Origin of the sequence: Paraburkholderia dipogonis, assembly GCF_046027395.1 — a bacterium.
Lineage (GTDB): Bacteria > Pseudomonadota > Gammaproteobacteria > Burkholderiales > Burkholderiaceae > Paraburkholderia > Paraburkholderia dipogonis_A.
In genome coordinates this window covers 23076-39950 of record NZ_JAQQEG010000060.1, presented here as the reverse complement: position 1 = coordinate 39950, position 16875 = coordinate 23076, and the positions used below count along the sequence as shown (strand labels likewise).

The 16875-nt window shown below is 58.9% G+C and carries 14 protein-coding genes; 3 read left to right on the top strand and 11 right to left on the bottom strand.

Annotation, left to right across the window (positions count from 1 at the left end; translation table 11 throughout):
- Positions 1-34: 34 nt before the first annotated feature.
- The 5 genes from PQR32_RS38540 to PQR32_RS38520 all read right to left on the bottom strand — a co-directional run bounded on the left by PQR32_RS38540 (position 35) and on the right by PQR32_RS38520 (position 8516).
- Positions 35-2083 (bottom strand): VgrG-related protein, encoded by a 2049-nt coding sequence (locus tag PQR32_RS38540; protein WP_408240034.1) that lies wholly within the window; start codon positions 2081-2083, stop codon positions 35-37.
- Positions 2084-2598: 515 nt separating this feature from the next.
- Complete coding sequence (locus PQR32_RS38535; RefSeq protein ID WP_408240031.1) at positions 2599-3399, bottom strand: hypothetical protein; 801 nt, start codon at positions 3397-3399, stop codon at positions 2599-2601.
- Positions 3399-4970: a hypothetical protein gene (locus tag PQR32_RS38530; RefSeq protein WP_408240028.1), complete on the bottom strand. Its 1572-nt coding sequence runs from the start codon at positions 4968-4970 to the stop codon at positions 3399-3401. The genes PQR32_RS38535 and PQR32_RS38530 overlap by 1 nt, the downstream gene beginning before the upstream one ends.
- Before the next feature lie 160 nt (positions 4971-5130).
- Positions 5131-5442: a hypothetical protein gene (locus PQR32_RS38525; protein WP_408240025.1), complete on the bottom strand. Its 312-nt coding sequence runs from the start codon at positions 5440-5442 to the stop codon at positions 5131-5133.
- Complete coding sequence (locus PQR32_RS38520) at positions 5442-8516, bottom strand: pyrophosphatase-like OB fold-containing protein (RefSeq protein ID WP_408240022.1); 3075 nt, start codon at positions 8514-8516, stop codon at positions 5442-5444. The genes PQR32_RS38525 and PQR32_RS38520 overlap by 1 nt, the downstream gene beginning before the upstream one ends.
- Before the next feature lie 284 nt (positions 8517-8800).
- Between PQR32_RS38520 and PQR32_RS38515 the strand changes: the two genes are divergently transcribed.
- On the top strand, positions 8801-9460 hold the full coding sequence (locus PQR32_RS38515; RefSeq protein WP_408240019.1) for a lysozyme inhibitor LprI family protein: 660 nt from the start codon (positions 8801-8803) through the stop codon (positions 9458-9460).
- On the opposite strand, the gene PQR32_RS38510 is transcribed toward PQR32_RS38515, so the two are convergent.
- The 4 genes from PQR32_RS38510 to PQR32_RS38495 form a co-directional block, all read right to left on the bottom strand.
- Entirely contained in the window at positions 9457-9957 is a 501-nt protein-coding gene (locus PQR32_RS38510; protein WP_408240016.1) for a hypothetical protein, read from the bottom strand. The two genes, PQR32_RS38515 and PQR32_RS38510, sit on opposite strands and share 4 nt — an antisense overlap.
- Positions 9958-9966: 9 nt before the next feature.
- Entirely contained in the window at positions 9967-10998 is a 1032-nt protein-coding gene (locus PQR32_RS38505) for a hypothetical protein (RefSeq protein WP_408240013.1), read from the bottom strand.
- Position 10999: 1 nt separating this feature from the next.
- Positions 11000-11389 carry a hypothetical protein gene (locus tag PQR32_RS38500; RefSeq protein WP_408240010.1) on the bottom strand — a complete coding sequence of 130 codons (390 nt, stop codon included), beginning with the start codon at positions 11387-11389 and terminating at the stop codon, positions 11000-11002.
- 143 nt (positions 11390-11532) lie between these two features.
- Positions 11533-12105 (bottom strand): Arc family DNA-binding protein, encoded by a 573-nt coding sequence (locus PQR32_RS38495; RefSeq protein WP_408240007.1) that lies wholly within the window; start codon positions 12103-12105, stop codon positions 11533-11535.
- Between the two features lie 661 nt (positions 12106-12766).
- Here PQR32_RS38495 and PQR32_RS38490 point away from each other — a divergent pair.
- Complete coding sequence (locus PQR32_RS38490; protein WP_408240004.1) at positions 12767-13480, top strand: hypothetical protein; 714 nt, start codon at positions 12767-12769, stop codon at positions 13478-13480.
- A gap of 103 nt (positions 13481-13583) precedes the next feature.
- A complete protein-coding gene (locus PQR32_RS38485; protein ID WP_408240046.1) occupies positions 13584-14717 on the top strand; it encodes an acyltransferase family protein in 1134 nt (377 codons plus the stop codon).
- Positions 14718-14753: 36 nt separating this feature from the next.
- Here PQR32_RS38485 and PQR32_RS38480 read toward each other — a convergent pair whose 3' ends face one another.
- Both PQR32_RS38480 and PQR32_RS38475 read right to left on the bottom strand, forming a co-directional pair.
- Positions 14754-14948 carry a hypothetical protein gene (locus PQR32_RS38480; protein WP_408240001.1) on the bottom strand — a complete coding sequence of 65 codons (195 nt, stop codon included), beginning with the start codon at positions 14946-14948 and terminating at the stop codon, positions 14754-14756.
- Between the two features lies 1 nt (position 14949).
- Positions 14950-16848: a phage tail-collar fiber domain-containing protein gene (locus tag PQR32_RS38475; RefSeq protein WP_408239998.1), complete on the bottom strand. Its 1899-nt coding sequence runs from the start codon at positions 16846-16848 to the stop codon at positions 14950-14952.
- Between the last annotated feature and the right edge of the window lie 27 nt (positions 16849-16875).

The following is a 16875-nucleotide window of genomic DNA, read 5'->3' as shown; positions in this document are numbered from 1 at the left end:
GGGGGGCCGGCCGCCGCCCGCCGCGCTTTTCCTGCTAGCCGAGACCGCCGCTGACGAGGCGGGCGATTTTGGGATCGCTGACGGTCGGACCAACATCGCCAGCATCTTTAGAGACCCTGACTTCCATGGGAGTTGGCTTCGCGAGGGACGTCGACACTGATGGGGCAGCATCTGCGACTGCCGGCACATTGACTCCTGGGGAAGTCGCCGGAGAGGGCAGCGTTTGGGCGAGCGCTAGAAGGCGGCTGCGTTCAACGTCCGCTCGGTTCAGGGTGCTAGCCTGCGTCGCAGCACTTGAACTCTTAAACAGTTCGCTGTTATGTGCGATTTTGTAATTCTGGATCGCGGTCACGATCTCGGCATCGCTCATTTTCGACGGGTCTTTGCCAGTCAGGGCAGACTTGATAAGCGAGGTCTGGCCACCGAACTGGACTGAAGTCGACCAGATAGCATCCTGTACGGCCGCACCGCGCTTGCTCAGGTCGATGCCCGACTTGCCGAGCAGCGTCATTTGTGGGTCGTAGTGCGTCGACTTGATGAAGTCATGCTGTGCCGTGCCGAATGACGGGTCGCTGGCAGCGATCTGCTTCCACTTGGCGTTGAACTCAGGGGAACCGGGTTTCAGTCCCGCAAACTGCGATGCATACCCGCTCGAGTTCAAGAACTTGTTGAGTGTGCTATTCGCTCCGCCCGCACTCGCAAGTTGATATGTGCCATAGCTCGCACCGCCATGGTCACCCCGTCCGCTGGAAATTGCGGCGGCACCGCGGTTGCCCGACTCGAAGAACTTCGAGGTCTGGCCAAGCACCCAATTGCCAGCAGCCTTTGCCGCATTGATGATCGGCGTTGCCATCTTCGTGGCGCGGTCGGCGACATAGTCAGTCGAGGCCACGGCAACCTTCTGGGCCACCGTGGCTGTTTTCGCAGCCGCGGTTGATACGGCGTTCGCGACCTTGCCGGCCGTTGCCTTTACATCGGCACCGGTCTTGTCCTTAACGTAGTCGTTTGCTTTAGTTGCGAGCGTCGTGACAATGCCGAACTTATCCTTCAGCCACTTGCCAACGCCGTCCCATATCGCCGAGAAGTCCTTGACCGCGCTGTTCCACGTATCGCTGATGGTCGCGCCGATCTTTGCCCAATCTAGCGTCGATAACCATTTGCCGACGAGCTCGCCGACCTTGTCACCGATCATGCCGCCCACGACGGCACCTACCGGGCCGCCGAGTAGCGTGCCGAGCCCGCCCCCGATGAGCGCTCCAATACCGGACCCGCCACCCGTGAAGCGCCGCTGGCGGTTTTCTTCGGGCGACGCGTTCGGGTCGTCGCCAAAGCCCGCGATGCTTGCCGCAGCAGAACCACCGGCAAACAGCGCGCCGAGCAACGGAATGCGACGGAATAGGCCTTTACCTCCGCGCAACGCGAGACCAGCTAGGCCGCCAGCCCCGCGTGCGCCCGTGCCGAGTATCCGGCCAAGCAATCCCACGCCGGGAATCTTGCTGAGAAGGCCGCCAACGAGACCCAGTAAGCCGCTGCCGCCCCCAGTCTTGTCATCAATCTTCTGTAAGGTCTTTTGCTCAGCTTTGTGAAACGTCGACTGGTCTTTACGCTGCCCGCGCAGTTCATTCCAAATACGTTTGTACCAGGCGTCTTGGCCGCTAGGCCGGCCGAAGAGATGTGACAGTCCGCGGCCGACCGGAGCGATTGCGGCCTGCACTTCGTGCACGGCCGCGATGGTTGGGTCGATCTCGGGGGCTCCGCTCACGGCGTTATACGTGTGCGTGGCAAGACCAGGGCGGGCTGCTTCCTTAGCCTTTTCCTTCGCGATCTGAGCTTCTACGCGTTCGTTATACCGTTCCTGCGCGGCGAACTCGCGTTCGCGCTTTTCTTCCTCGCGTTGTGCGGCTTTTGTAGCGCGCTCTTCTTCTTTAGCCGCAGTCTTAGCTTGGCGCTCGGCCTCGCGAGCCTGACGATCTGCCTCCCGGTCGCCCTCTCTCTGCGCCCGAGTTGGTCCGGTGCCACGAGAGGTGGACGCGCCAGTGTTCAGGGCGTCGGCGTCAAGTGGTGCTGCACGTGTCTGCGACATCGCGGCATTCTGGCGGCGAATCTCGTCGCGACTGGACGGACGTGCGGCTTTAGCACGCCGAGCTTCAAATTCTGCTGCAGTCAGAGTATCGCTGGCCGCGGGCTGTGCGCGAGAAGCGGGAGTCGCGACTTCATCTATGCCAACGACAGGTATGCGGTAGGGCTGACGTAGAGTCGGCGCTGGTGCCGCAGATACGAACCGGCCATTCGCGCCGCGAACGGGCATAGAACGGACGGGTGTCGCCGCAGCCGGCTTAGGCGCACGCACTGGAGGCTGCGGGCGCGGCGGCGTGGTCGTTCGGGCGACGGCCTTTGCCGACGAAGTCCGCGTCACGGCTTGGGCCTGCCGGCTCACCGCGTCCGCCGCGCGCTCGAGCGCCTTGATGCTTGCTCCCGCAGCTATGTCGCCGCGGAGACCTCGCACTTCATCTCGAATCTCATTGAAGATCTGTAGGGCGCGGCCCCATTCAACGGGCGCACCGACCAGGAATCCATACGCGTCTGATTTGAGTGCCATCAGGAGATGAAGGTATCAAATTGGGTGAAGGTCAACTGAACCTCCTGAACAGCGTCGTCACGGCGCGAGAGCGAAGAACTGACGCTCACAGGGCGCATGAGGTAGGTGTCTTCGTAGCCGCCGGTATTCGAATCATCGGTGATGAAGGAGTGCAGCACGCGGATGCGAACGAGGTAGTCGATCGGCAGTCCGACTGTGCCATCCGCATTGGTGACGAGGCTGCATTTATATTGCATCCACGTTTTGATCGTGCCGATGATGTCGTCGATTGCGGCAATTCGCATCTCGATCGGCTCGAAGCCGCCGACACTGTCCATGGAGGCAGACCCGATACGATGCTTATCCCCAGAGATAGTGGCCGGCGCATACTCAATGTCCGTTACGAACAGATTGAATGCGCGGCTACCCGGCGTATAAAGGGCTCCGGCACCACTGGTGAATAGCGAACTGGCAGGGTCCGCATCGCTGATTTCAACGAGAAACAGATTCTTCTTCGCGATCTGCAGGGCGGCGAATGCGTTATAAATCTGTTTCGCTTCGGACGGGCTGATTCCACCGAAGAGGGGCGTCGGCGTATTCTGGAAGTAGAGTTGCGTCGCAACCTCGGACCCTAGCGGAAACTTCCCCGAAAACGCGTTGGCTAGTGTCGCTGCCGCGCCCAAGAAATTGCCGCTGGCGATCTGGCCGAGCGCGTTCGTCCCGGTCGTGATAGCTGATCCGATCTTCGGAGGGATCAATTTTTTGAGTTGGCTGCCAGCGAACCCACCGGCCTGCGCAGCGATCGTATCGAAGAGTCCCATTAGGCATCCTCGCGCGCGGGAGTTCTCGCCGGCTGGCTCTCGTCGCCCGCCACTGGAATGTTGACGCTACCTACCGGAGGAGGTTGGTCCACGATCTGCGCGTAGAGCTTGGCCTCATCCTCGTCAAGTTTTATGCGTTTGATCAGAAACTGGATGATGAAATCCTTCGACGCGTTCATCTCTCTCAGGTCGCGGATGACCTGAATGAGCGTGGCGCCGGAGGCCATCGCGTCTTGCTCGGTTTTTTGGCGTTCTGCCTCGAGCGCGGAAATGGAACCGTAGAAGTTGACGCGCCATGGCTTTTTGCCAGCCGGGAACACCATGCCGTAACGATGCATGGTATGGACATCGATGATCCAATCAACAAAGTCGCCGAGCGCGCTGCGGATGACCCGCGCTTTCTCGGCCGCTTGAGCGCTTGTCCTGAAGAAGCCGCCATCGCCAAGGCCGCCAGCCAGCAGTTCGGAAAATCCGAGCATTGAAAGGTCGGTACCGAGTGCGCCGGCCAAAAGCTTTGCGTGAAGCATCACGTCTTCGATCGTGATGTTCGAGCTGCGGCTTTGGCGCATCGGCTCCATCCGGACGACCTGCTTCTCATTCGTGAAAGGAATGATGTGGCGGATGCGTTCCATAATCGGCTGCCCGGCCCGAACGGCATTCGCCGCGCGCTCCTTCGACAGCGACAGCATCTTGACGATCGAATTAAGAAACCGTTTCTGCTCGTCCGTCGTCATGGACTCGAGATTGACGCCCACCATTTCTTCGTCGATCGAATCCATCCATCGCTGCGCGACGAGGCCGAGCAGCGACGCGAGCATATTGTCGTAAGACTCTTCGGCCTGAAACAGAAAGGAGCCACCTACCGACGAGGGCAGGATGGGCAGCAGGTCGACGTCGTCCTCAAGTAGCGCGATCCGGAATGACTTCTCGATCACCGAGTTTTGGGGCACCCAGAGCTGGCGCGGCATCTTCAGACGAGCCATCTGCGCCACTGTCAGGCGTTCCTGGGCGTTCTTCCCCGCGTACACGACGAAACCCACGGTCTGGGATCCTCGCTCGTAAGGCTGGACGATAGGCGGCCGCACGAGTTCGTCAACGTACAGATCGCGAACGCCGACACCCTTCTCGGCATAGATACGCGCGAAGCTATCCCCGAAGGCTGCGCCGTTGTATGCAACCGTGTAGGCGATTTTATTCAGCAGGGGTGCGAGGTCAGCCGATATCTCATCAACGATGGCAGAAAGCTGCTTGTTCTTTTCGGTCTCCGGAGTCTTCTCAATGAAAATCACGTCGCCGGTTGTTTCGTGCCCACCCAGCGCAGACGTGACGTGAAGGCGTAGGGCGCTTGAAACGACGGCGTCCCCCTCCATGAACGACCACTTCTGGTAAATCTGCATGCGCGAACGCGCCATGCGCCGACCGCTGCCCAGCAGGGTCGATATCGAACTCCCGCCATCGTAGGCGAGCGCTTCAGCCTGATTGATCTCCTGCGCGTCCTTGTCGGCCTTCGAAAAGAAACTCTTCGCGGCGCTGCCAATACGCTTCAGGAGGCCTTTTTGGTCTTCGGCCATCGGGGATAGGATTCCAGAGTGTGCGATCCATTGTCAGCACCGGCACCCAGGCGCGCGTCGGTCGTTTTCCATCGGGCAAGAAAAAAGCCCCGGTCGAAGCCGGGGCGAATCCTCTGGAAACGAGGAGGAGACAGATGAATGTTAGGAGTGCGGCAACGCCTTACGTGCCGCAGTTTTCCGGTGGCGTCGGATCGTCCGGATAGAGAACAATCCAACGCACGCGTGCCGCAGCCCGCAGCTTGCTCGAAGGCCCGGGGGCAACGCGGATGCCGAGAATAGCCCGCGAGAGGGCGGACGCGCGTCGCAGGCGCTCAATGTTCGCGCTGTCGAGCGCCGTCGTTGCGTGACCGGTGCTGATTGGCTCATCCGTCTGCACCCGTACAACAAGCGATGGAGGTGTTGGCGCGATGCCGTCAAGCGGCACCGCATCAGGCAATGGACTTTCGCCGTCCTGCTGGGTCATCACTTCCATTACTTGATCCGCAATGTGAAGGCCGCGACAGCTTCGCGCCACTTGTCGAGCATCGGCTCATCCTTCTCATACGTTTCGAAGAGCGCGCCGATGCGCGCGCTTTCGCCTCGCTCGCTCCCATCAATGACCGAATCCAGATATGCCTGATCGGCTTCACGGCGCACGACCTCATTCGGCTGCTCGGCTTCGACTTGCGCCGGATCCACCGGGATATCAACTGCAGCCTGCTCGGGCGGCGGTGGCGTGTCATGCAGCGGGTCAGGTACCTGCGCGACGGTGGGCTCGCCAGTAGGCGGCACGTCTGCCACAACTTCAGGCACCGCTGCCGGCGACGCATCAAGCGGAGCGGACGTGTCGCCCTGCACCGGCAGCGGATTTGCTTCTATCACTGTCGGCGTTTCGGGCTGAGGCATCGATTCCGGCACTGGTTTGATTTCCGGCGCTGGCTCGACGTCCGGAACCTGAATCGGTTCATTGGGCGCGGTCGCCAGCAACTCGGCACCTACCTCCGCCTTCGCCTCGGCAAGAATCGGCTCGCTTTGGCCATTTTCCTGAATCTGGATGAGACCGGCCGGTGCAGCGTTCGATTCGGTCGGCTCAATCTGCGCGACGTCGCTCGCTGCGGTATCCAACGCTGCAGTCTCAACCGGTTTGTCGATGGACGGCATATCCGGCGCCGCCGGCTGCTCGGCTAGCTTGCCGCTCACGTCGACTTCCGGTACCGGCACGCCGCCGCTTTCACCGGTTGCTTGCTCAGGCGTCAACGGCTCGGCCGGCGGGGTGAGTACGCCAGTCGGATTGCCGGGTTCGACAAGGGCGGTGTCGAGCGAAGATTTTTCGGGTACTGGAACGGTTGTCACCGGAGTGGGCCAGTCTGCCCCATTCTGTTGACGCACAGCGATCGCGGCAGCGGCTTTCTGTTCGTCGGTCTGCACTTCCGACTCGTTCGCGCGCTCGCCGGCCGGCGGGGTGTCATGCAGCGGGTCAGGTACCTGCTCAATGGCATCCAGCGACGTGCGCGCTGCTTCGATGACGGTCCGGGTATAGACGTCAATGGCGCAAGCTGCTTTGGCGTGCAGTTCGTCATTCCCCGGGTGGGCCTGCATGATCGATTCGATGCGCTCCGCTAGGCCATCTGCCCACAGGTTGATTGTGCCGTCGATAACGGATTGCAGGAAGCTCATGTCATAAGTCAGGAGCGACTCGCCCGCGCGCGGCGCATCTTCTGCCTCTTGTGTGGCGACCTCCGGCGCGACGGGCGGAGGGTTGATCGGCGCGGCCGCCTCGAGTGCCGCCATTTCAGCTTGCGGCACTTCCGCGGCGATGGCCTGCTCTGTGGCCACTGCAGCAGCGACCACTTCTGTTACATCGGGCATTGCCGGCGTTTCGACCTTGTCCTGTACCTCTTCGGGGTTTGGCGCGCCAACCGGCGGCTCGCCCGCAGCCCTTGCAGCCTCGTCGATATCAACGAGGTTTGTGGCATCTTCGCGCGCGCAGTCGTTAATAATCTTCGCCATTGCCTCGGCGCTTTCCATCAGGTCGTCATCATAGACCGCGACGCCACTTTCCTGCGCGCCAGTCCACCGGCCGAGTTCGATGCGCAGATCCGGGCGATCCGTGAAATTCAATACGTAGGTCGCGTTCGTGACACCGAGCGAGAGCGGGCGATACATGTCTCCGTCCCAGCCGAGCTGGCGCAGTGCATTGCGGACTTGAGTCTTGCGCTGCGCAATGATCGGCTTGCCAGCATCAGGGAATGCCGCAGCATATGCATCGAACGTGTCGTACGGATAGGCGTCGCGGATCACGTTCTCGGGCGCACCCATTGAGCGGAGAACGTCAATAGCACTCGTCGGAAGCTTGCGGCCCGACTCGGCCGCCTGCTCGCGCGCGACCTGGGCATCGGCTAGTTCTCGCGCGATGCGCTGCTCCTCCCGCTTCGCGGCGATCTGCCCTTGAACGTCGGCGAGTTCCATTTCCGCAGCCACGATCTGGCCTTTCAGCGCATCGATGCTCGCCAATGTCTCAGCCTTCTTGGCGTTCTGCTTGGCGAAAGTCGGGCTGTTCTTGATCGCGAGTTGCATCAGGCGTCGCGCGACAGTGCGGAGGTCCAACTCGACACCCTGTTCCGGAGCGACCGCAATCGTCACGTCCAGCTTGTTGAGCATCCACTTCCACGAAATGAGCTCGTCGTCGGGCTGCACCCGGATGTTGCTGCCGCCCGTGTGGAAGTAGACAGTAAGCGTCTGTCCGTCGGTGAGGGTATAGATGACGGCGATGTTGATAATGCCGCGCACGCGATACGGCTTCGTGATCGTGAAGCCCGTCACTTGCGGATCGCCGACGCGGTTCATCATGTTCATCAGCAATTGCGCGCGTTTCGGCAATTGCTGGTAGGGAGAGGTCATTGCGTCGGGCGTCAGTACCTCGTCCGCATCCTGCAAAAGCTCACCTTCGGTTACCGCGTCGAAGATCAGGCCATCGGCGTCGTGCCGGCGAATCTGATACAGGACGGCATCGAACGTCAGGGCGCGCGGCGCATCGCCGGACCAAAGGATTTTATCCACGGGTTTCTCCACTGCTGGCGTTTGGGGATTGGTCCCCAGCCATTGTTTGAAGTCGGAAAGGTTCATCGCAACCATCGAACCGAAGCCCTTCCAGTCGCGCGTGTATGAATTCACGTAGGCCGCTTTGGCGTTATCTGCGTCAGGAAAAGCGAGCATGACTTTATGCTCATCGAATCGGCCGCCGATCATCTGATTGATCACCCATACGCGCTTGCTTTCGGGATATGGGCCGATGAAAACATCGACGCCATCGCCATCCGCGCCCACGGTGCCGATGAAGTAGCCGTAGTGTGCCGCCATGCGGTTCGCCCAGGGCGTCCCATCAGCAGACGTCCCCTCGCGAATAGAGCAACGGGGGTTCTCGATCGCGATGTCGAGGTCATGCAGGCGGACAAAGCCCTTGCGATAGTTATCCGCCTCCGCCGCGGCGGGAGTCGGCAGAACATGGTTATCGCGGCCAAAGGCGCCGTCATGCGCTGCGCGTTCAAGCGCAAGGAAGTCGTCCATATGCAGAAAGGGCCAGTTAAGCACCCATTGTCTGGCGCGCGTTACTCGGGCCGAGCCTCGTTTTTCCGGGCTACCGGTGCGCTAACGAACAAAAGCACGAAACAATTTGTTGCACGACTAGCCATATACGCATATTATCAAGCACATCACCAACTCATTCTGCAAGCACCGAAACCTATGGATCTCATACCGTACATCGTGATCACGACCGTTCTTGCTACCATCTGCGCGTGGAAATGCATGCGCGACGCACATCAATTCGAAATCGAAAGAGAGAAACCACCATGAAACGCTTCATCGTTGCGGCCGCTGGGCTGCTCATTGCAGGGCACGTATTTGCAGCAGAGGTATCGTGTGAGAAGTTCGGCGAAATGGCGTATAACGCGGCCGTCGCGCGGGACAGAGGGACGCCGCAGGACGAGGTCGCGCGCACGCTGGCAAAGAATTACGGCGATGATCGCGCGGAAAGCCTAGCGAAAGTGGTGTTTATGCACTCGGAAGCAGATGCCGATACGCTGCAGTTTGCATCGCGCGTTCGGTGTCTTCAGATGGCCGGCGACGCCAAAGATGCGAAGTCGCGGACGGCGCCAGCACCGACAACAGTAAAAGTCGCAGTCAAGCAGTCGGCGGCCGAGTTTGATGCATGTATGGAAAAGGCGGCTGGCGTTACCGCGGATATGCTGGATTGCATCGGCGCTGATACGAAACGCCAGGATGTGCTGCTGAACAAGAATTACCAAGCCGCCATCAAAACCCTGTCGCCCGAGCGTAGGCAAAAGCTTATTGCGGCCCAGCGCGCGTGGCTTGCATACCGGACCGCCGAAACTAATTTCGCAGACGACCCCGATGGCGGCACGAGTGCGTCGGTCAATGCGGCCGACGAATTTAGGCAGATGACGGCGCAGCGAGCCAAGGATCTTGGCGGCATTGCCGCTTCCAACTAGTCCTCGAAGGCCCCGACGAACGAAAGAAGATCGCGCTTCTCGATCCGGTACCGCCGCGCAAACGGCGGCACGTTCACGACGGCGTCGACCTCCATCACTTCATAGCCGATCTTCACGTCCTCAGAGATTTCGATCATGAGCACATCGTGCTTATTGACGACCTTGGCATCCGGATCTGTCGGGGGCGCAATAAATTCGACCATCACATACATCTCTGCCACGGCCTGGTCGACGCCGTCATCTCGATTCACCATCTGCGCCGAAACGAACGGCTCGCAGTTCAATAGCTTCGCCGGCCCGAGTTCTTCCCAGTCGATCGCGGCCTCGTCTTCGGAATCGAGCACGGTCATGCCGCCGAGGGTGGGATAGCCCTCGGTCGCGCCATCTGACGTCCGCGTCACGACCTTGCGATAGGCTTCGCAATCCATGCTATTTGGATGGCGCAACGTCACATTGCGCGCCATTAGATTCATTTGTTGCGGAACTGTGCTCAGCATGGCTCAGGCCTATTTTTTCAGGGTCGCGAGGATCTTGTCGTAGTCGGCTTGTGATAGCTGTCCGAGTTCCTTCAGTTTCCTCAGGTTCTTCAACGCGTCGGCGCGCGCTTTATCTGCGGTCTTCGCTGGCTTCTTTTCCTTGTCGGCCGTCCACTTCTTCTTGACGCGCGCGCGGAGTGGGTCCCATTCGGGCTTGGGGCCTGGAAGTCGAACCTCCACGTCCTTTACAGACTTCGCTTGCGATCGTGCCACCTTCTGCGCCTCGGCCTTCGTGATCGCGATATGTTGCCGCGCCTCATCCGCTCGAGCGGAATCGATCATGCGCGCGACTACACCCTTCACTGCGGCGCCGCTCTGCACCTCGCGGAGTGTCCGCAGAATGTGCATGCACGCAATCCCCATCAATTGGGGGTTCCTGATCTTGGGAAATCCTAGCTCGCGGCCGGCCGCATTGAAACCACCGATGGTCGCGATGTATCGAAACCAGAAATTCCAGCGGCCGCAATCGCATGCGATGGCGAGTTTCCCGTACTTTCCAAGGTTGCCAGCGGCCTTTGTCGATTCTTCTTCGCTAATGATAGCGTTCTGAAAATCGAGAAACTTAACGATCGTGTAGTGGCGCTTTACGTCCGAAGTTGGGCTCGCGTTCGTGATGAATCGAACAGTGCCGCGGCTCGCGCTGCTCGGCACCGCGTAGTGAATGAAGTCATTCGCCCGCTTGACGTCGTGCTGCTCGGACAGATTGATGATCTGCTGGGCCGTCAGCCCCTTCTGGTAATGGCGCGCGACCGTCGCGATGTTGTCTCGGAATACTGCCAGATCTTCGGTAGTAAGAGGGCGCCGCTCGCCCCCTAGCGTGGTCTTGAGCGTGCGCGCAGCATCATACTTCCCGTTGACATCGGCCGGAGTGAGGATGTACGGCTTGGCGAGCTCACGCCGTTCTTCGTGCTCACGCTGACGCTTGTTGAAAGCATTGACGGCGCCGCGCGTTTGCGTGACGTGTGGGATATGGCGCGTTCGTGCGTTGCCTCTGACAGCCATACTAGTCCCCAGTCGTCGACGCGATCGTCTGGCGCGTCACGAGCGCAACGTATTCTGGGGGGATGTAGTTTGCGGGCGTTGGCGTCCGGTCGTCCGAGAGGTTCACGAACTTGGCCTGCGTCTTGAAGGATTTGAGCGTTGCTGCATCCGGGAGGATAAGCAATTGCTCCGGCATCTCCTGCTCGACCGAGTCCAGGCCGGCTGCTGCCATGATCGTCAGGAACTCATCGGGTATGCCGTACACGCGGCGGCTCGCGAGAGTCAAATCCCAGCGCTCATCGGGCTTCGTCTGATAGCTCTGCGTGACTGCCCATGCCGGTGTCGTGATGGCGTACTGCCGCACCAACTGATAGAAGATTGCGACCGCAGAAGTGTTGGTTTCGATACTCATATGAGTCCACAGGAGATATGAACTCATCATCGCGCCGACTAGCGGCCCGAAACGCTTTCGCTTTCCGGGTAATGGCTAAACCGCAGATTCAAGGATCTGCGCCGACGGCATTGAAACAAAAACCGCCTCAAGGACGGTCTGGGCTACTTCTTCGGCTTGCCTGGCGGCGGCGGTGTGCCTTCGATCGCGTGGATCGGTGTTTTGCGCATGTTCCTACTTTCAATGGGGACGGGGGGCAAGTAACCCGGCTCTTCCGGGGTTTGCATTTTGACCCATTCCTCACTAACGCTGGCGAAGGTCTCGCGCATGGCGACTGATTGTGCTTGCGCTGCGTCCAGGTCGCCGGACTCCAACGCGCTCCCGAGTTGGGCGATCGCCACATAGATCTCCACTCGACCCTTCTCGTGGAGTTTACGCATTTCATTTCCTACGCGTCGGAGGTCATTGCCGATCGCCAGCAGCATGCTCTTGCGCTCGCGATCTTGGTTCATCAATTGCCTGATTGCATCGCCATATTCATTGATCGCTTTGGCAAAATCCAAGGCCTCAAGAAACTTCTTTGGCGGTTCATCGAAGCCAGCCTCAAGTCTCGCGACTATCTCGGCGTTCATCGAGCGCCCATTAGCGAGCCCAGCTTCCTGGATCTTCGCGTGGAGATCTCGCGGGAGCCGCAGAGCCGTCTTGAGATAGTCGTCTTGGTTCAGTGAGGTAGCCATAGACGTAATGATATACGCGCCTTCATCATAGAAGCAAAAAACCTCTTGCCTTCATGATGAAGGTTATATAGATTACACCTTGTGCCTTCATGATGAAGGCATTGATTGAACCGATGCAACCGCATGAGATTGAGTGCGGATGCTCAAGAAAAACGCTCCACCCGTTGCAGGCGGCGGAGCGTCATTGATGCAGTGAACCCGTTAGCAGAGGAACGCACATCGTGTTGGACACTATCACAGCCACACTTGCTGGCAACAGCGTTAATTGCCCGGCCATACCGCCCTCACTTCAGTTGCCTGACGGGCAGTTCATCGAAGTCGAATTGGATTCCGATGAAACGGCCCTCGAAATAAGCCTCGTCGAATCCTGTGGCGCCGTCGCCGGGTCCATTTTCGTCCCCATCGGTCAAGTCTCAGATCTAGTCAAGCAGTTGCGTCGCGCCATCTCGAAGTAGGGGGGGCGCCGCAGTTCGAGCGCCAATCTCCGTTCGGATTATCGTTCGTGGCACTTGTTGGTGATTGATCTCAAGCCGCCCAATTGGGCGCCTCGATAGCATTGATTTGCGGAAGGAAAACATTACTCAAAAATAGGAGCGCCCACATCGGCGGCAACCGATGCAGGCGCGTGACCCACGGTAGACAACTTTGAGAGAGACCTACCATGAATCGCTTCAAATATATCACGGCTGCGGCCGTGGCGATGGCGCTCGCCTCTAGCGCTCATGCAGACAGCATCACCGACTATGTGCGCCTAGAACTCGGCGCCGGCGTTTCCAGATACAGCACCCAAGGCGACAACACGTGGTATCAGCAAGGCATGCAGCATCAACTCGGGCTGAGCGCGCCGGTGTTGTCTGCCGGCCTCACTGGGCCTCTATACACCCGCGAAAAGTGGGGCGTCGATTGGCATGTCGACTACGTCAGCCTCGGGCATGTGTCGTCGCAGTGCGAATGCACTCCTGTCGACGCGAACTACAGCACGCAAACGCATGCCCTGATTAATCCGATGCCGGTCAACGTTCAGAATGCAAACTTCGTTGGCAACGGTAATGCGCAGGGCGTCTCGATCACCATAGAGCCATATTTCAGATACCGCGGCTGGCGCATCGGAGCCGAGGCAGGCCTGTTTCCATATCGCCCCGATTGGGACGTATCTGTGTACAACTGGTCAGAGACTCCGGGCGCGGCGACACAAACGGTCCACGCGCATACGCCGAACGGCTTGCAGCTCGGCAAAGTCGTCGGAGTATCGGTAGGTCGCGGCCCGCTCTCGTTGAGCTACCAGCATTTCATACTGCCCACCAAGTACGACTCCGCACACTCGCCCGCAATTTGGTCCGGTGCTGACGTGCTGATGGTCAAGTATCGGTTCTGAGGTCGACGGGGCGTCCGTGCGGCCGTCTCGTTACTCAGTCGACCGGGCTGGGCAATCCAGAGTTCGGGTAAGATCCCGTAATTTTCTAAATTCCTTGCTCGACATGACACGACGCCTGGCAGACGCGCTGACTCGGGGTTCGAACAATTTCGATATTGTACGGCTAATTGCAGCAATCGGCGTGATATACGGGCATTCATTCATGACACAGCGGATCCCAGGCGTTCGCGATCCGTTCGGCATATTTACCGCGCGTGAATATGTGCCCTCGATGTCGGTCTACGCGTTTTTTCTGATCAGCGGAATATTTGTCACGATGAGCGTCGAACGCAATAGCCCACTGCGGTTTATCGCGTCTCGCGTGCTCAGAATTTGGCCGGCCGTAATAGCCTACGCAATGGTAACCGCGTTCGTCTTGGGCCCAGCCGTTTCATCACTGTCTGTCACGGAATACTTCGCCACGTCTCAAGCCGTTGAGTGGATGGCACAGACATCCGCACTGATAATCGGAATTCCGCCGTATCTTCCGGGTCTGTTCGGGGGAAACCACACCGACTTTGTGAACATTGCGCTGTGGACAGTTGCCATCGAAATCAAATGCTATATGTTGCTGTTGATTTTCAGCGCAGCCCGATTATTGTCGGGCATCAAGAGGACAGTTTTCACTTTGGCGGTTGCTTTCGCGGTGTTTTGGTATTTCACGCGACACGTGCCGCAGAACATCTTTTGGGATGATTTCTTCAAGAAGCAGGGTGGCTACAAGTTTTACCCTGTTCCCTTCTTCATGCTTGGTGTCCTGATGTACAAACTGAGGGCTAGGATCGCGTTCAACGGAAAGGTCGCTTTGCTATTGCTCTCAGCTTTTCTGCTCACAATTGACAATTTCATCGTAGGGACCGCGCTTTTCTACATCGCCTTCGTCTATGGCGTGATGTGGTTGGGGACGACGCCTATCCTATCGAAGATACGCCCCGCCAACGACTACTCATACGGGGTGTACGTCTACGGATTTACAGTCCAGCAATGCGTCGATCACTATGCACCGTCGCTGACGCCATACCAGAGTGTGTTTGTTTCAGTTCCGATCGCCTTGATCGCCGGGGCATTGTCCTGGCATCTCATCGAAAAGCCTTCACTCTCCCTCGTCGGCCGCGTTGCGAACCTATTCGGCCATTCGACGCACCCGAACGGCGTTCCCCGTTCAGCACCCCAAGCAACAGTGGAAGAACTCCGTTGACGTCAGCGTCAACTCGACAATTCGGTCGGAGGTGGATCACTCCGCCGCCGTCGGTGCTGGCAGAATTTCACTTACCGATACCGGCAGACCGTCGTAAAAGACTTTCCAACGGACATCAGCGGCATCCACTACCCCCAAATTTTTATACACCGAAGGATCTTGAGCGCAGTTGAAATATCCGTTGATGATGGTTTGCGTATCGTCAGTGAACTGCACGTTCAATATGCTCATATCAAATTTCCCATGAGGTAATGGCAGCCGCAAACGTCGCAGTACCGCCCGTGGAAGACCCACTTACAAACACGCGCTGGGGGGTCGTTATCTCTAGGTTTTCAAAGTTAATCAGCGCGGTAGTCCCATTGAGTGCTGCAGTGAGCGTTTTGGCGCCAACGTTTTGCGCTGTGGCGCACAGAATCAGCGAACCAGATTGCAGTCCAGTATTGGACACGGACATGGTGCCTGCACAGCGCCGTGCATTCATCGGCACAACCAGATTGTTCGTGCTAACGGGGGAGCCGGACACGGAACTGACAGAGAATATAGTCTGCGCGGTCGTAGACGTTTTCCTGTCGGCTACGGTGCAAACAGTGATCAGGCCTGAAGCATTTGTCGCCACGACGCAAAGCAGCGCGCTTTCCGTGTAGCCGGCCGGCATGTTCGAGCCACCATATACGTTTGGCAGAGCCACGCCATTTGCGCTTACGCCGAGCAGCGCTGCGGCCCCAGCCGTAAAGCTGCCCGCAACAGATTGCGAAACCGAAACGGTGTATGTTCCAATCCCACCGGTCCCGGTTCCTAGCGCGGTGATCGAAGTGCCCGGAGCAGCACCTTGAACATACTGACCGACAGCCAACGTGCCAGACGTAACGCCGGAGACGGTCAGGGTGACGCCGCTAATCGAGCCTGCAAATACAGCCGCTTGCGGGTTGTAGATACCATAGATGCCGACAAAACTGGACGCCGGCGCGGAGCCGGTATCCATCTTGCCGACACCCGTCCCGGAGATATTGATTGTCTGGTTGAAGTTGGGCATACAGTATCGGAGACCGCCGAGCGCAGACTCGACGATGATTTCATCGGCGGCCATCGTTGCTGTTGCGCTCGCTGCGGCGACGGTCATCGAAAGATTGCGCACCTGACCGACAACGCCGGACACTTGCCCGAACTGCACGGCATGCTGGCCTGCCGTAGCAGGTGCCACATTCTCTGGAGCCTGTGTGACGTTCGTGCCGTCGCCTCGAATCTTCGTTGGCGAGCCGTTTTGCGGGATCGCCACGCCGGGCCCGGCAGCGGTCTTGCACGTCAAACCGAAAGCTCCGGTCGTGTTGTTCACGACGGTCCAATCTTTCACCCAGTTCGGGAAAACAATGTTGATGGGCGCCGTGAGTGCGCCGCTGAAGGTGATATGCGCACGTGCGGCTTGCGTGGATGTGAGCGTGACGTTCACGTTAGTCAGGCCGGCGACCGGACTATCGCCGTAGTTGTACAGCGGCACCCACCACGTCGGCGATGACGATGGCGCGTGTCCGATGTTGTTTGCTTGAATGGACTGATAGACCAGAAGGTCATCGCCGATGATCTCGGCACCGAGATTGAACGTGAGAGTCGGGTCGTAGAACGCAACGCCGTTGACCTTCTCCACATATTGCGGATGAGGATCGGCCGCCGCGACGTGGTTCCCCATAATCAGCAGTGCGGCCGAGGCGCTCGGATCGATCGTGACCGAAACTGAGTTGGCGGGGAGGGCGGCCAGGCCAAGGCCGTACGAAACCGACGTCGCAACGGTGTCGGATAGAAACAGTCCGGGCGTCCCGGTGCTGCTGTACACGGCGAGGAGCGTCGCGCCGTTGTCGCCGAAGAAGCCGACTTCCCCGACGAAGAAGGGATTGCCGGCAGCAGCCATCGCCACAGCATAGATCTGTATTTGCGTTGGGCTGATGCGGCCGCCGCCGGCGATCGGTACACGGACCTTCTCGACGCGTAGGGCGGTTTCAGAACCATCCGGCGTGTATTGCGCAGTACCAAACGCAATGTGCGAAAGCACGAACTCGACGCCAGTGTTTTGATCGTTGAAGACTGCTGCGAGACCCGCCTCAGTGATGGTGGGTTGCAACGGTATAGACGTGGGCATTCCATGCTCCTATGGATAGCCCATTCT

Bases quoted from the DNA above. Each gene is read 5' to 3' on its own strand.
- PQR32_RS38540 (WP_408240034.1), bottom strand. From the start codon at position 2,083: ATGTCGCAGACACGTGCAGCACCACTTGACGCCGACGCCCTGAACACT.
- PQR32_RS38535 (WP_408240031.1), bottom strand. From the start codon at position 3,399: ATGGGACTCTTCGATACGATCGCTGCGCAGGCCGGTGGGTTCGCTGGC.
- PQR32_RS38530 (WP_408240028.1), bottom strand. From the start codon at position 4,970: ATGGCCGAAGACCAAAAAGGCCTCCTGAAGCGTATTGGCAGCGCCGCG.
- PQR32_RS38525 (WP_408240025.1), bottom strand. From the start codon at position 5,442: ATGGAAGTGATGACCCAGCAGGACGGCGAAAGTCCATTGCCTGATGCG.
- PQR32_RS38520 (WP_408240022.1), bottom strand. From the start codon at position 8,516: ATGGACGACTTCCTTGCGCTTGAACGCGCAGCGCATGACGGCGCCTTT.
- PQR32_RS38515 (WP_408240019.1), top strand. From the start codon at position 8,801: ATGAAACGCTTCATCGTTGCGGCCGCTGGGCTGCTCATTGCAGGGCAC.
- PQR32_RS38510 (WP_408240016.1), bottom strand. From the start codon at position 9,957: ATGCTGAGCACAGTTCCGCAACAAATGAATCTAATGGCGCGCAATGTG.
- PQR32_RS38505 (WP_408240013.1), bottom strand. From the start codon at position 10,998: ATGGCTGTCAGAGGCAACGCACGAACGCGCCATATCCCACACGTCACG.
- PQR32_RS38500 (WP_408240010.1), bottom strand. From the start codon at position 11,389: ATGAGTATCGAAACCAACACTTCTGCGGTCGCAATCTTCTATCAGTTG.
- PQR32_RS38495 (WP_408240007.1), bottom strand. From the start codon at position 12,105: ATGGCTACCTCACTGAACCAAGACGACTATCTCAAGACGGCTCTGCGG.
- PQR32_RS38490 (WP_408240004.1), top strand. From the start codon at position 12,767: ATGAATCGCTTCAAATATATCACGGCTGCGGCCGTGGCGATGGCGCTC.
- PQR32_RS38485 (WP_408240046.1), top strand. From the start codon at position 13,584: ATGACACGACGCCTGGCAGACGCGCTGACTCGGGGTTCGAACAATTTC.
- PQR32_RS38480 (WP_408240001.1), bottom strand. From the start codon at position 14,948: ATGAGCATATTGAACGTGCAGTTCACTGACGATACGCAAACCATCATC.
- PQR32_RS38475 (WP_408239998.1), bottom strand. From the start codon at position 16,848: ATGCCCACGTCTATACCGTTGCAACCCACCATCACTGAGGCGGGTCTC.